Raw genomic sequence first — 13,344 nt, forward strand, 5'->3', positions numbered from 1 at the left:
GGTGTGGGTGTAACAGGAAACAGCCGCGATACATGCGTTTTCTTCTCAGGCAGCGACGCAGGCGGCAATCGAGGAGAGGTCATGCAGGAACACCTTGAAACCAAGTCAGATCCAGATTCGACTGAAGATGCACCGATGGAAGGTGGGTCTCAGCGGCATGGAAGTCTTTTCGATGGTTGGAACAGCCCACCGAACATCGTCACATATGTGAGAATAGTGCTCGTTGTGGCGTTCCTTGCGCTGTACGTCGCGTCGGGACGTTTCGGATCCGAAGACCTGTCGCTCCGATGGGCTGCGACAGTGCTGTTCGTCGTCGCTGCCTCCACCGACAAACTCGACGGCTGGATGGCGCGGAAATACGATCAGGTGACCGAACTTGGCAAGCTCCTCGACCCCATCGCCGATAAGCTTCTGATTCTTGCCGCCCTGATCGTCGCCTCCTGCTTCAACGAAATCGCGTGGTGGGTGACTGCACTCTTCCTGATTCGTGAACTTGGCATAACGCTGATGCGTTTTCTGGTCATCGACTCAGGTGGCAGCGTCATCGCCGCATCGAAGGCCGGTAAGTACAAGACCCTGTTCGAATGCTTTGCCATCGCGCTGCTTCTGGCTCCGATTCCGGCACTCGTCGGCCTGGAAACGGGTCCGGCGCACATCTATAGCCTCTTCACCGCTGCGATCGTCTACATCGCACTGATTCTCTGCCTGTATTCAGGCGGCGAATACCTGTATCACACGCTGCTGAAGCGCTGAGATGCCAGGACGCGCTCGGCAGCTTGTCAGTTTGCAGGGAACTGTCGAATACATAGGCGTCAGATGCCGCATCGACGCGGCCGCATGCTCACGGATGGGAATATCAAGATGATCGATCGAAGGTCCAGCAGCGCTGATTCCGAGTTTTCCACGGCCTCCCACCAACGATGCGATGCACTGGCATCTCGCATCATCGAAGCATGCAGGGACCGCGACCTCTTCGTGGCGGCTGCGGAGTCATTGACCGGAGGTCTGCTTGCCGATGCATTCGTGCGGATTCCCGGGGCTTCAGATGTCTTTCTGGGCTCGGCAGTCACCTATGACATCGCGGCCAAGGCTTCGATTCTGAATGTGGACGAAAGGATACTCGACTCCGCGGGTGCCGTCGATGCAAGGGTGGCGGTTCAGATGGCCGAGTCCACCGCCCGCCTGTTCGGACGTGAGGATATTCGTGACCGAGTGTTCGGTCTTTCCACCACGGGTGTCGCAGGCCCCGGGCCAGATGGCGACAAGCCCGCGGGATTGGTCTATGTCGGTCTGCACTCGCCGATCATGGCTTCGCAGTCTCGGGGCGAGTCCGCACGAACCGTCAGCTATCGTCTGCGTCTTCAGGGGTCGCGCGAAGAAGTGCGCCTGCAGACCGTCGAGCATGTTCTGGGATATCTCGAGAGCGAATTGAGGTCCGCGACGACCTCTGTCTGACCTCAGTCTGGCCTCAGTGCCGATCTGGGGCCTTCCCGAGGCAATGACATTCATGCAGCGCTGAACGAAGGGGTCTCAAGGAATGTGAGGTCGCTCACATTTGGCCTGGAATGGCTTCGCTGATGGAATATTACGCCCTGAGCCTTGTTGTATGGATTGAAAGTACAACGATGGTGGCGAAAGGGGATATGCAATGGTTGCTGAAAACACAGTATTGAATCGCACTGAACTGACTCAAAGCGGCGAGTCCTATGAACTCAAGCCGGTATCACTTCCTCAACGTGGCAACGCTCGGGTGCGCAATCTGACCCCAGCACAGAAAAGGGCGGTCATGTTCGCCCAGCAGCAGGTTCTGAGGGCAAGGGCGGCCAAGAAGGCCAAGGATGACCGCCAGGCGGCTCTCAACCGTATGTGGATGCAGGACGAAGATGCACCCGAGGCAAAGCGTTCGACAAAGATCTCCGCCGATGATTCGCAGGATAATGTTCAGAATGTCTCTTTGCGCGAGGCCATCGGTCATGTCCTGCGTGACTTGAGGACCAAGGATCACAAGACGCTGCGCGAGGTAAGCGAGAATGCGGGCGTTTCATTGGGCTATCTTTCCGAAGTCGAAAGAGGCCAGAAAGAGGCAAGTTCCGAACTGCTCAGCTCGATTGCCGAGGCTCTTGGAGTAAGCGTTCCACAGATGCTTCGCATGGTCGCTGACTATCTGGAATCACTCGAGAACTAGGTGCTGTCCCGTCGCTGGGGCAGCATGGATGCGGTGGATTCGGACTGAAGTGGCTTGGGATTCACGATAATTGGGCGATAGATAAGGTCATGAGTGCGAGAAAGAGAATTCTGGCAGTTGCTCGAAGAGGTTTTCGGACGTGTGTATGGGCGTAGTCTTTCACGAGATCAAAGGTTGGCGGCCCTTGACTCGATGACTGTCGTCGAGGCGCTGGACAGGGGCACCGAGCCGAGGGTCGTATGGAATGTGCTGTGCGACCAGATGGAAATTCCGGATTCGAGACGATGGGGCAAGGATCATAATGCGCCGCCGTTGCCGGCGGCATAGTCTGTGTGCGGGTGTTTTTGGTCAGATGTGGCCAGACACACCCGCTTTTATTTTTTCTCACGACTGGCGTTCGAACAAATGTTCGACTATAGTGGTGATTCGGATTCAGTGCGATTCGTCGGAGGATTCCACATTCGACCACATAGGCCATGGAAGCTGTCGGTCGGTGCAGAAATGTCATACGGTAGCGCTGTTGTTTGTATAGAGATTTATTTTAAGGAGAGCCAATGGCACAACACACAGGCGCCCGCGGATCGCGCAAGAGCCCGGAAGACAACGCCAAGCGCAAGGATCAGGCGCTGAACACGGCGCTGGAACAGGTCGAGAAGAGTTTCGGCAAAGGATCTGCGATGCGCCTTGGCGATCGTCCACCGCAGAATGTCGAGGTCATACCCACCGGTTCCCTGGCTCTGGACATGGCGCTGGGCATTGGGGGACTGCCTCGCGGAAGGATCGTCGAGGTCTATGGACCGGAATCATCGGGAAAGACGACGCTTGCACTGCATGCAGTGGCCAATGCACAGAAAAAGGGCGGGGTGGCTGCCTTCATCGATGCAGAGCATGCCCTGGATCCCGAATATGCCCGCAAGCTTGGAGTCGATACGGATTCTCTGATTGTCTCTCAGCCAGATAACGGCGAGCAGGCCTTGGAAATCGCCGACATGCTCATTCGTTCGGGTGCGCTTGACATCATCGTCGTCGATTCCGTGGCTGCACTGGTTCCAAAGGCGGAAATCGAAGGCGAGATGGGAGACAGCCATGTCGGTCTGCAGGCCCGTCTCATGAGTCAGGCGCTGCGCAAGATGACCGGAGCGCTTGCACAGGCCAACACCACCGCCGTATTCATCAACCAGCTTCGTGAGAAGATTGGCGTCTTCTTCGGTAGCCCAGAGACGACCACGGGTGGAAAGGCTCTGAAGTTCTATGCTTCGGTGCGGCTTGACATTCGCAGGATCCAGACCCTGAAGAACGGCGAAGATGCGGTAGGAAACAGAACCAGGGTCAAGGTCGTGAAGAATAAGATGGCCCCGCCGTTCAAATCGGCCGAATTCGATGTTCTCTATGGCGAAGGCATCTCGAAGGAAGGTTCCGTGCTTGACATGGCGTTGCAGACCAACATCGTCAAGAAGTCAGGTTCATGGTTCACCTATGGCGATGACCAGCTTGGACAGGGTCGCGAGAACGTTCGCCAATATTTGAAGGATAATGCTGAACTGACCGAGGAAATCGAGCATAAGGTCAAAATTGCCTTCGGAATGGTTCCTCCTGACGAAGTTCCGGCAGAGGATGCGCAGCATCAGGACGGAACCGATGCCGAAGGAGGGTCGGAAGGCAATGTCTCTTCGAGTTCATCCGGTCGGGCATCGTCAGATGCGACTGCTGATAAGGAATCTTCGGCGAAGGTTCCGGCTAACGCATGATCGCATCGTGCTGAGTGAGTGGAGTCGTGCATCGTGATAACAGTTGAGGGCTTTCTTGCCGGACATGGCATCGTCATGCCTGAATCGCAGCCAGAGAAGAGTCCTAAAGGAGAGCATGCCGGAAGGCCAGCAAGGAAGCCGTCAGGAAACAGTGCTGGCCGTGCCGGTCGCAGGGGGATAGGTGCTGAAAGAGGCGAAGTCACCGGCATCGATGCCCACGACATCAATGCCCACGATGGCGATGCCGGTGCTTCGGTTGCAGATGATTCGCATGCAGCTGCACCTTGCAGCATCGGCGATGATGATATCGATGCGTGTCGCGAGGCTGCGCTCCGTCTTCTCGACGCCGCTCCGCGGTCTTCGGGTGGCTTGAAGCAACGATTGCTGGATAAGGAATTCGAGGAGCCGGTCATCGATGAAGTGATCGGCCGGTTGACCAAGGTGCTGCTGATCAATGATGAGGCCTACGCCGAATCGGCTGTGAGATACTGCCTTTCCAGGAATATGGGAGCGCGGTTCACTCAGCGTGAGCTCTTGAGAAAGGGTGTGGACAGGGAGCTTGCTCAACGTGTGGTGTCTGCGGCTGAGGAAGAGGGCTGTTTCGTCGATGCTGCTTATGAGCTGGGTAGAACGGTGCTGAGAAAGACCAAGGGCCTTGATCCAATCAGAAGGAAGCGTCGGCTGTGGAGCACTGCTGGACGAAAGGGACATTCTCCAGACACCATCCGACAGGTGGCCAACGAATTATTCGACTAGGGTCTGTCATTGGCGCAATCGCCGTGTGGCAGCAGGTACGATACCAGCATGTCCAGTTATCTGACGGTTTTCACCGCATCGCTGCTAGCCCTGTTCCCAATAGTCAATCCTGTGGGAGCTCTTGCTGCCTTTGCCGGATTGACAGGAGACTATGCACCTTCAGAGCTTCGCAGACAGGGCTTGCATACAGGTCTTGATGTCGGCATCATTCTGACGGCATTTGCGATTCTTGGGTCTCTTATCCTCAATGTTTTTGGACTTAACCTTCAGGCAATCCAGATTGCGGGTGGATTTGTCGTCGCCAATTCCGGTCTTGGCATGCTCAATCCAAAGAGTCAGCTCACACAGGAGGAGCACGATCACGCCAAAAGCAAGAGGGATATCTCCTTCACTCCGATGGCGCTTCCGCTTATCGCCGGACCGGGTGCGATCGGTGAGGTGATAGGCCTGTCTGCGCGCTATCCCAGCATCGAAGGTAGAGTCGGAATCATCGCTGCCGTGATTCTGCTCGCAGCCATCATCGCTGCCTTGCTGATGTGGGCAACGCCGGTCGTCGACAGGCTTGGACCGACCGGAATCGGCGCTCTCGTTCGAGTCATCGGCTTTCTGATTCTGTGCATCGGGGTCGAACTCATGATTCATGGCATAACGACGCTCAGACTGTGACGCTTCGGCGCTTCGACCACGTTCATGAGCCTGGGATCCATCAAGCCCTCAACTCGCCCAGATAAGGGGTGTTGGCCATGAATTCCTCCAGTTCCTTCTCATTCTTCACACCTGCGGAAGAACCCAGCCCTTGCGCCGTCGCCGAACCTGCAGCCGTTCCGATCAGTGCGGCATCGACAGGGCTCTTGCCCCGTATGATTCCTGAGATGAAACCTGCCGAGAATGCATCTCCGCATCCGCTGGTATCCACCACATCAACGGCATATGCCGGCACAACCGCCTCTTCCCTGCCTTGCTCGCTTACCGATGCCCCACGTTCACCCAGCGTGATGACTGTCGATCGTACGCCACGGCCGTGGAACCAGCGGATTGCGTCATGAAGCGAAGAGCTGTGCGAAAGCATCAGCGCGTCCTCCTCGTTGGGGAGAAAGTAGTCAATCCATGGATAGACCTGACCGAGCACTCGTTCGAAGTCTGCGTCAGGAACGCCAATGACATCGACGGACGTGGTGGCTCCATGCTCCTTGGCATATTTCAGAATCCTTGCCGTCGGCGTTCCGTCAAGACGTTCAAGAAGAAAGCTTCCGCCGATATGCACGTGCCGAGCCTTTTTGATGACGTCGAAGTCGATGACATGCTCGTCGAGAAGACGGTTGGCTCCGATGCAATGAAGAGCGGGTCTTGATCCGTCAGGGCGAATGGGCAAGATCGTCGCCGATGTGGGCACTCCTGAAGCTGAGTGCAGCCCATGGACGTCAACCCCCTCTTCCTGAAGACGGTTTCTCAGCCACGATCCAAGGTCGTCATTCCCAATCACGCCAAAGGTGGCAGTGGCGACTCCCAATCGGGCAAGCCCATAGGCGGTCGCTGCTGCGGTTCCTGCAGCGCTCATGGCTATCTCGTCGAGCAGGGTCATTCCCTGCCCGGATGGTATTGCCGAGACCGGCCTGCCAAGGATATCGACGATATGAATGCCAATGGTCGCTGCCTGAACATGCAGGTCAGAGGATTTCTCTCTCATGCGGTTCTCCTTTTCGTACTGATGTCTGTGATCCTTCGGCCATCTGCATGTCGTGCACGGTCGTTACTGCACATTCTGTCCATAGTGCTCTTCGTGCCAGTGCAGCTGTCTCTGTGCCTCCCGCTCATCGATGGAGGTTATCGGACCTGCGATCTGAGCCAGTCTTATCGTCTTCGCGGCCTCTTCGAGGTACAGGGTGTACATCAGTGATTCACTTGCGCTGCGTCCCATTGCAAACACGCCATGCCTTCTTGCGAGCGCGACCCATCCCTGCCTGCCAGTGGCCTCCAGAATTGCGACAGCCGTATCCTCGTCGCCAGGCGTTGCGTATCGGGTGCATGGGACCGGACCTCCGATGAGATGCGTGAGGGGAGTGAGCGCTGCCGGTATCGCTTCGCCGCGCAAGGCGAAGCTTGTGGCATATGGCTGGTGCGTATGCGTTATTCCGAAGACGTCAGGTCTGCGACGGTAGAGGTGCAGATGTATTCCAAGATCCACGGATGGCTTCAGCGTGCCTTCCACGACCGTGCCATCGATATCCGTGACGACGAGTGAATCCTCGGTGAGTTCGTTGAACGGCACCCCGCTTGGCTTGATCACGACGTAGCCGGTCTCTGGGTCCCTTCCAGAGACGTTGCCTCCGCTCCACACGACCAGATTGTTCGAAGGCAGTTCGAGATTTCTTTGAAGCACCTCGTGGCGAAGTTGTTCGAGCATGATGATGTTGACTCCTTGGTTGAAATTCATGGATTTCTTGTTGCATGGCTTCTTGGTTGAAGGGGATCGCTGTCCAGCGATGCGCGCATGTCGGTGAGGCTGACGTCACGCTCCTTCATAGAGGTGGTCGGGCCTGAGCACGATCTTCAGGGATCTGTCGGCCGTGGAGAGAAGCCTGAACGCTTCTGCCAGACGAGACAATGGGAAATGATGCGTGATCGCAGGGTTTGGATTCACCCTGCCTGCCTTCAGCCATCGTAGGTATTGATAGACGTCGGTATGATCCGAAGAGTATCGGGAGGTTATGGTCACCTCGCTGAAATACGTCTCTGCGGCATCCTGCGACCATTGCGTATTGGGATGCCCCGGCGCGGCGAGGTGAATGGTTCCGCCAGGTTCGACCAGCCGTCGAGCCTCGCGGAACACTTCGACATTCGGCACTGCCGCAACGACCACGTCTGCCAGCAGACCTTCGTTGAGGGAACGAAGCTGTTCGGCGGCATCCTCCCGCCGAGGATCGATTACGGCATTGGCTCCGATTTCCAGTGCCTTCTGCCGCCTCCAAGGGTTCAGGTCGCTCACGATAACCCGACCGGCGCCGAACAGCGGTGCGATAGCTGCGAATCCCAATCCCATGAAGCCCGCGCCAATGACGAGAACCGTGTCTCCTGGCTGGATTCCACTCACTTTCAGACCGCTTACGACGCATGACCATGGTTCGATGGTCACCGCTTCGTCGTCGCTGATCGTTTCCGGAATGATGAATGTGTCTCCGTGTATCTGCCTCGGACCGATCACGAAATAATCGGCCATCGCACCGGGATTGAAATGCGTCTCACGGTAGTGGGGATCGATGGTGAAATGACCTCGCAAGGCCTGATGCGAAATCAGACGGGGAACGTGATGGTGGGCGAAGATGCGGTCTCCGACATGAAATTCACTGACATGAGACCCTACCTGGGCGATGGTGCCGATCACTTCATGTCCCAATACCTTGCCATGAGGATCCTTATGGTACCAAGGCATTGCCTCGCCTGCGCACAGCGCCGTCGAACTGGTGGCGACAAGTGCCTCATCCTCGCGTATTCTTGGAATTTCGCGTGCTTCGACCCTGATGTCGTCAGGACCGTAGTACACCCCGACATGGTTGATCTGCGAACTTGACACAGTATGTCACTTCCTTTCCTTCCATAAGGGCAGCGATGCCGATATGGACTCCAAATATCTGTTGAACCGTCGCTGGGCGTCTTCACCATCGCCCTGCGGAGTGAAGGTCGTTCGCTCCACACTGCGATGGCTCAGCGCTTCGAACCCAGGAATGAACGATGCGACCCCAATGGTTCCCAATTGCGCATTGGAATCAACCAGGACTGGGCGAGAGAGCGTGTTCGCAATGAGCTGGCAGAAATGCGGGTCCGACGTTCCGCCACCGGTAAGGACGATGTCCGAGATCTGCCCTGATGACTCAAGGCAATGCCGCATCGAGAAGGCGATTCCGTCGGCCACTGCGGCGGCAAGTCTGGGTCGCGTCGTCCGCGAGCTGATTCCCATGAACGTGCCGGTGGCATCGGGAGCCAGAAACGGGGCTCTTTCGCCGAAGAGGAACGGTAGAAACAATTCGTCATGTTCCTTGGCCTCATCGACGTCCTGCCAGAACTGCAGGTAGCGTTGGGGACCGTGATATCCGAATTCCCTGAGGAACCATTCCAGCACCTGCGCTCCCGACGACGAACCCAGCACTCGCAGAAACAGGCCTGGTTCTGGCCATACGATGGTCGCCCCGACGGGCTTGCCCTCAGGAACCGGCTCATGAACCAAGGAAAAGACTGCGCTCGTCGTGCCAAGTGAAGCAACGGTGTCATGCATCGCGTGCGCGCCCGCGCCTCTTGTGCTCGCAACGCAGTCGAGAGAACCAAGATACACAGGTGTGCCCTGGACTATGCCTGAAAGCGCCGATGCCCTCTTATCGACCCTTCCGATCAATGAGCCCGGGCGGCGAGGTTCAGGAATCGCATCCGTGAAGTCAGCGCATTCAAGCAGGTCAAGAAGGTCATGGTCAAGCTTTCGCGTGTAGGGATTGACGAAAGGAATGCTGGCATCGGTGATGTCGGTGGTAATGACGCCGGTGAGCCTATAGTCGATCCAGTCCTTCGCGGTGAGGATTGCCGCAAGGTCTTCCGGTCGAAGACCATGGGATTCGCGGAGCCAGCGGAGGATGGGCGCAGAGGTGCCCGGCCAGATCACCGTTCCGGTCTGTCGATACAGCTGAGCGACGACACCGGTGCGTTCCCACTCGTCGATGACACCCGATGCGTGCGTGGAATTCCATGTAAGGGAATTCCTGCCGTTCCCATCATTGCCGAGTTCCCAGCATCCATCTCCCTGACCGCTGGCGATTATTGCGTCAGGCACATCATCACATGAATCAAGAGTATCCCGAATCAATCGCGCAGTGTGCGACCACACCTGTTCCGGGTCCACGATTCCAGGCGAGATCGTCGGACTGGGACATGTTTTCAGAGCTCTGATCGAACCGCTGTCGTCGATGAGCGAGGACTTCAGCGTCGATGTTCCAATATCCAAGGCAAGCGCAACGGACATATGACCTTCACCTGCCTCTTCCTACAAGACTCGACTTCGCAAGTCCGGACACTGCGGCAAGTGCGAGCACCAGTATGAGCCCACGAATCGCGACCTTGAGATTGAAGTCCAGCCCCATCAGATCCAATCCGGTTCCTACGGTGCTCAGGAACAGCACGGCGAATACGGTTCCACCGACATTGGGACGTACGCGCTGATGCATCGCCGCACCGATGAACACTGCAGAGATCGCATCCGTCTGATAGTTGTAGCCGGTCAGAGGTGTGAACATCTGAAGCTGCGCCGTCAGCAGCACCCCTCCAAGTGCGCAGATTGCCGAGGAAAGCACATACGCCTCGGTCTTATAGCGAGAAACCGGTATTCCCATGTTGACGGCGCTGCGTTCCTGCATGCCAATTGCTTCTATCCTTCGGCCGAAGACGGTTCTTGACAGTGCGAACCAGACGAGCAGCGCAACCACTGCGGCTATCCAAGCCTTGGTGTTGATGCCCAGGATGTTCCCTGCCCCGATTTCGTGGAAGGCATCCGGCATGTCGAAGAATTCGACATTGCCACCACCATTGGTTCCCACTTTCTGGAAGCTGCGTCCGACGAAATATACGCCCAGCGTCGCAAGGAAGGGAGAGATCCTGAGCCGTGCGATGAGCAGTGCATTGATCAATCCCACCAAGGAGCCAATCGCCATGGCCAGCAGTGCGGCAACGGGCCAGGGCAGACCGGTATTGAGCATGATTACGACGACGAACCATGCACCAAGGTCGAACGAGGTGTCAACAGAAAGATCGATTCCCCCCGTCGAAACGACGACGGTCATTGCGAGGGCCACGAGCATGAGCACCGCTCCGCCTGCGATGACATTCTTCAATGTGCTGGCGGACCAAAAGGTCGGGACTGTGACGATGAAGACCAGCAGAAGAATCAGGAATAGCATCGGGAATGCCAGACGACGCCATGGGATGTTCCCGCGACGAAGTCCACTGTCTTTGGCCATTCCTGCGAATCGTGGTCCCACATTCGCAGACGTCGTGTCGTCACTCATGATGCGCTCCTCTTGCTCAGCGCGGTCGATCCGACCACGACCAGAATCAGCAGGCCCTTCGAGCCGTCGATCAGTGAATTGTCGACCCCGCCGAGCACAAGTGCATTGGACAGTGCGGCTACGAGAATCGCACCGATGCACGCTCCAACGGGCGTATACATCGACCTGCGCGAAAAGATCGGAGCAAGGTATGCTGCGAGCAGCATGTCAAGCAGAAGCTGATCTTCCGATCCTGTCGACCATCCGGAGGCTCGGGAGAGCAATGTCACCGATGACAGTCCTGCGAGCAGTGAGGCTGCCAGCATCGACGCTGCGATGCACAGACCTGGTCGTATGCCCGATTGCAGAGCGAATTCTCGATTGCCACCGACCGCCTGCAGATGAAGCCCGAATCGGGTATGGTTAGTCGCGCAATGCACGACGACCAGAACTGCGGATGTGAGCACGATGATGATTGGCACGCCCACGACGGCATCGTCGCGCAGGGCGAGAACAGCTGCGTCGTGCACCTCTATGCGACGATTCGTCGTTGCCGTTCTGGTGATGCCGTCGATCAGTACGGATGAAGCCAAGGTCGCGAGGATCGGGACCATTCGCAGCCACACCACCAGCAGCGAATTGACGATTCCAAAGACGATGGCAGCAGCCACCCCCACAAGCAATGACAGCCACAGTGGCGCTCCACCTGCAAGGGACAGCGCCACGATTGCTGCGGAGAGCACGGACTGATTCGGCAGTGACAGGTCGATGCCGCCATGGATGACATCGTCCCCGGAAGCGATGATGATGATGGACATTCCAATCGCAAGCAGCGCGCTTGGCACGGCTGCCACGACAATCGCCTCGAGATTGCCGACTGCGATGATGTTGGGATTGTGCATGACCAGCGCCAGGAAGAGTATTGCCACAAGCAGGGCTGGAATGGATTGCACCGCTCTTGTGGCCGGTGCAGGATGATGCGCAGCATGCATCCGTGCGCGCACGGCTAGCGAGGATTGAATCATACCTCGCCTCCCTGTCCGGTCGTTGGACTCTGCGACGATCCGGAAGCCATTGCCAGAAGGCTTTGTTCCGTGATCTGGTCATGAGAAAGCTCGGCTGCAATCGAAGATCTTCTCAGGACGAGAACCCTGTCGCACAGTCCTGCGAGCTCCGCGAAGTCACTGCTCGATATGAGTATGGCCACGCCATTGCGCGCCAACTCGACGATTAGCTTGTAGATATCGGCCTTTGCTCCCACATCGACACCGAATGTAGGATCCTCGAGAACCAGCACGGAGGCTCCTGAACCGATCCAGCGGCCGATGACCGCCTTCTGCTGATTGCCTCCGCTCAGCAGACGCATCGGATGGTCCGGATCGTTGGGGACTATATGAAGCTGCTGAATCACATCCTGGACGAATCGCGAGACGCGGGATTTCCTTACGACATTCCATGTCGAAAGCTGAGCAATCCTGGGAAGCGAAAGATTAAGCTCCAACGAAGCATCCTGGATCAGTCCGGAGCTGCGTCGATCCCGTGGGATGAAGGCAATGCCTGCTGCGATGGCGGCACGGACCGACCCTCTTCTGATTGGATGCCCGTCAACCTCGACTTTTCCGGTGTCTGGGCGTGACAGACCGACGATCAGGTCAATCAGATGTTCCTTGCCGGCTCCTACGATTCCGCTGATTCCAAGAATCTCGCCGCGATGGACGGTAAAGGAAACGTGCTTCGGCTGACGGCGATCGCTCAGATTCTCGACCATGAGACGTGGGCTGGCGGACCGCTGCGTGAAGCTACGATCGGGATACAGCTGGGTAAGCGTGCGTCCGACCATGAGTTCGGCCAATTGGTCGCTTCTCACCTTGGCGGTGTTCTCAAGCGAGCTGACGCAACGGCCATTGCGCAATACGACTATTCTGTCCGAATGGCCCAGAACCTCGTCGAGATAGTGCGAGACATATATGATCGCGGTTCCGCCCTGCTTGAGTGTGTCTATCGCATGGAACAGAAGCCTTGTCTCGTCCGAAGACAGCGGCGCTGTCGGCTCATCGAGTACGAGCACCCTTACCCTGCCGTTGAACAGAGCCTTCGCAATCTGCACAAGCTTGACTTCGGCGGTCGAAAGCTCGCGCAGCAACCGTGATGGTTCGATGCTGACGCCTAATTTCGTGCGAAACTCTTCCCGCACTCGGTCATGAAACGCCCGACCATGCAGCCGCCCATGAAAATTCGATTCACCCACTGCAAGCGTTTCGGCCACGCTTAGATTCGGGGCGACGGAGAGTTCCTGATGTACGACTCGAATTCCCAGATGGGCGGCGTCTTTTGGAGAAAGTGCTCCGAGCGTTCTGCCATCGACCCTGATCTCGCCTCCGTCAGGCGCATAGAGTCCTGACACGATGTTGATGAGAGTGGACTTTCCTGCGCCATTCTGACCGACCAGCGCGCAGGTCTGCCCTTTCTCCAGCGAGAGTGAAACGTCGTCGAGCGCCATATGGCCATGGAAGGCCTTCGAAAGGTGCTCGATCTGAAACACCGCAGTCATACGCTCTCCTTATTCAACCGAGTTCTCCATTCCGTGTCCGATGAGCGGCAGGGGAGGGTCTGGCCGCAATCATGCCGACCA

The 13,344-nt window shown here is 57.1% G+C and carries 14 protein-coding genes; 7 read left to right on the forward strand and 7 right to left on the reverse strand.

Annotation, left to right across the window (positions count from 1 at the left end):
* Nucleotides 1-135: 135 nt before the first annotated feature.
* The 7 genes from pgsA (at nucleotide 136) to QN062_RS01215 (ending at nucleotide 5,355) form a co-directional block, all read left to right on the forward strand.
* The gene (gene pgsA / locus QN062_RS01185) at nucleotides 136-753 is read left to right on the forward strand and encodes a CDP-diacylglycerol--glycerol-3-phosphate 3-phosphatidyltransferase (protein WP_369342493.1); all 618 of its coding nucleotides are present in this window, start codon (nucleotides 136-138) and stop codon (nucleotides 751-753) included.
* A gap of 108 nt (nucleotides 754-861) precedes the next feature.
* Nucleotides 862-1,455: a CinA family protein gene (locus QN062_RS01190; RefSeq protein ID WP_369342494.1), complete on the forward strand. Its 594-nt coding sequence runs from the start codon at nucleotides 862-864 to the stop codon at nucleotides 1,453-1,455.
* A gap of 193 nt (nucleotides 1,456-1,648) precedes the next feature.
* Nucleotides 1,649-2,185 carry a helix-turn-helix domain-containing protein gene (locus QN062_RS01195; protein ID WP_369341813.1) on the forward strand — a complete coding sequence of 179 codons (537 nt, stop codon included), beginning with the start codon at nucleotides 1,649-1,651 and terminating at the stop codon, nucleotides 2,183-2,185.
* A 93-nt stretch (nucleotides 2,186-2,278) separates the two neighbouring features.
* Entirely contained in the window at nucleotides 2,279-2,512 is a 234-nt protein-coding gene (locus tag QN062_RS01200) for a DUF3046 domain-containing protein (RefSeq protein ID WP_369341814.1), read from the forward strand.
* A 227-nt stretch (nucleotides 2,513-2,739) separates the two neighbouring features.
* Nucleotides 2,740-3,933 (forward strand): recombinase RecA, encoded by a 1,194-nt coding sequence (recA, locus tag QN062_RS01205; RefSeq protein ID WP_369341815.1) that lies wholly within the window; start codon nucleotides 2,740-2,742, stop codon nucleotides 3,931-3,933.
* Between the two features lie 33 nt (nucleotides 3,934-3,966).
* On the forward strand, nucleotides 3,967-4,689 hold the full coding sequence (locus QN062_RS01210; RefSeq protein ID WP_369341816.1) for a regulatory protein RecX: 723 nt from the start codon (nucleotides 3,967-3,969) through the stop codon (nucleotides 4,687-4,689).
* A gap of 48 nt (nucleotides 4,690-4,737) precedes the next feature.
* A complete protein-coding gene (locus tag QN062_RS01215; RefSeq protein WP_369341817.1) occupies nucleotides 4,738-5,355 on the forward strand; it encodes a MarC family protein in 618 nt (205 codons plus the stop codon).
* Between the two features lie 40 nt (nucleotides 5,356-5,395).
* Here the strand turns inward: QN062_RS01215 and QN062_RS01220 are convergent, their stop codons facing one another.
* The 7 genes from QN062_RS01220 to QN062_RS01250 all read right to left on the reverse strand — a co-directional run bounded on the left by QN062_RS01220 (nucleotide 5,396) and on the right by QN062_RS01250 (nucleotide 13,263).
* Entirely contained in the window at nucleotides 5,396-6,376 is a 981-nt protein-coding gene (locus tag QN062_RS01220) for a carbohydrate kinase family protein (protein ID WP_369341818.1), read from the reverse strand.
* Nucleotides 6,377-6,439: 63 nt separating this feature from the next.
* Nucleotides 6,440-7,123, reverse strand: coding sequence for a class II aldolase/adducin family protein (locus QN062_RS01225; RefSeq protein WP_369341819.1), 684 nt, complete (start codon nucleotides 7,121-7,123; stop codon nucleotides 6,440-6,442).
* A gap of 75 nt (nucleotides 7,124-7,198) precedes the next feature.
* Nucleotides 7,199-8,260 carry a zinc-binding dehydrogenase gene (locus tag QN062_RS01230; RefSeq protein WP_369341820.1) on the reverse strand — a complete coding sequence of 354 codons (1,062 nt, stop codon included), beginning with the start codon at nucleotides 8,258-8,260 and terminating at the stop codon, nucleotides 7,199-7,201.
* Nucleotides 8,261-8,266: 6 nt separating this feature from the next.
* A complete protein-coding gene (locus QN062_RS01235) occupies nucleotides 8,267-9,694 on the reverse strand; it encodes an FGGY family carbohydrate kinase (RefSeq protein ID WP_369341821.1) in 1,428 nt (475 codons plus the stop codon).
* A gap of 7 nt (nucleotides 9,695-9,701) precedes the next feature.
* Entirely contained in the window at nucleotides 9,702-10,733 is a 1,032-nt protein-coding gene (locus tag QN062_RS01240) for an ABC transporter permease (protein WP_369341822.1), read from the reverse strand.
* A complete protein-coding gene (locus tag QN062_RS01245) occupies nucleotides 10,730-11,737 on the reverse strand; it encodes an ABC transporter permease (protein ID WP_369341823.1) in 1,008 nt (335 codons plus the stop codon). Before QN062_RS01245 ends, QN062_RS01240 begins: the two co-directional genes overlap by 4 nt.
* The gene (locus tag QN062_RS01250; RefSeq protein WP_369341824.1) at nucleotides 11,734-13,263 is read right to left on the reverse strand and encodes a sugar ABC transporter ATP-binding protein; all 1,530 of its coding nucleotides are present in this window, start codon (nucleotides 13,261-13,263) and stop codon (nucleotides 11,734-11,736) included. Before QN062_RS01250 ends, QN062_RS01245 begins: the two co-directional genes overlap by 4 nt.
* Nucleotides 13,264-13,344 lie beyond the last annotated feature (81 nt).

The organism is Bifidobacterium sp. WK012_4_13 (genome assembly GCF_041080835.1).
In the GTDB taxonomy this organism is placed as follows: domain Bacteria; phylum Actinomycetota; class Actinomycetes; order Actinomycetales; family Bifidobacteriaceae; genus Bombiscardovia; species Bombiscardovia fermentum.

Excerpts from the sequence above, each read along its gene's own strand:
- pgsA (WP_369342493.1), top strand. The coding sequence starts at position 136 with ATGGAAGGTGGGTCTCAGCGGCATGGAAGTCTTTTCGATGGTTGGAAC.
- QN062_RS01190 (WP_369342494.1), top strand. The coding sequence starts at position 862 with ATGATCGATCGAAGGTCCAGCAGCGCTGATTCCGAGTTTTCCACGGCC.
- QN062_RS01195 (WP_369341813.1), top strand. The coding sequence starts at position 1,649 with ATGGTTGCTGAAAACACAGTATTGAATCGCACTGAACTGACTCAAAGC.
- recA (WP_369341815.1), top strand. The coding sequence starts at position 2,740 with ATGGCACAACACACAGGCGCCCGCGGATCGCGCAAGAGCCCGGAAGAC.
- QN062_RS01215 (WP_369341817.1), top strand. The coding sequence starts at position 4,738 with ATGTCCAGTTATCTGACGGTTTTCACCGCATCGCTGCTAGCCCTGTTC.
- QN062_RS01220 (WP_369341818.1), bottom strand. The coding sequence starts at position 6,376 with ATGAGAGAGAAATCCTCTGACCTGCATGTTCAGGCAGCGACCATTGGC.
- QN062_RS01225 (WP_369341819.1), bottom strand. The coding sequence starts at position 7,123 with ATGAATTTCAACCAAGGAGTCAACATCATCATGCTCGAACAACTTCGC.
- QN062_RS01235 (WP_369341821.1), bottom strand. The coding sequence starts at position 9,694 with ATGTCCGTTGCGCTTGCCTTGGATATTGGAACATCGACGCTGAAGTCC.
- QN062_RS01240 (WP_369341822.1), bottom strand. The coding sequence starts at position 10,733 with ATGAGTGACGACACGACGTCTGCGAATGTGGGACCACGATTCGCAGGA.
- QN062_RS01245 (WP_369341823.1), bottom strand. The coding sequence starts at position 11,737 with ATGATTCAATCCTCGCTAGCCGTGCGCGCACGGATGCATGCTGCGCAT.
- QN062_RS01250 (WP_369341824.1), bottom strand. The coding sequence starts at position 13,263 with ATGACTGCGGTGTTTCAGATCGAGCACCTTTCGAAGGCCTTCCATGGC.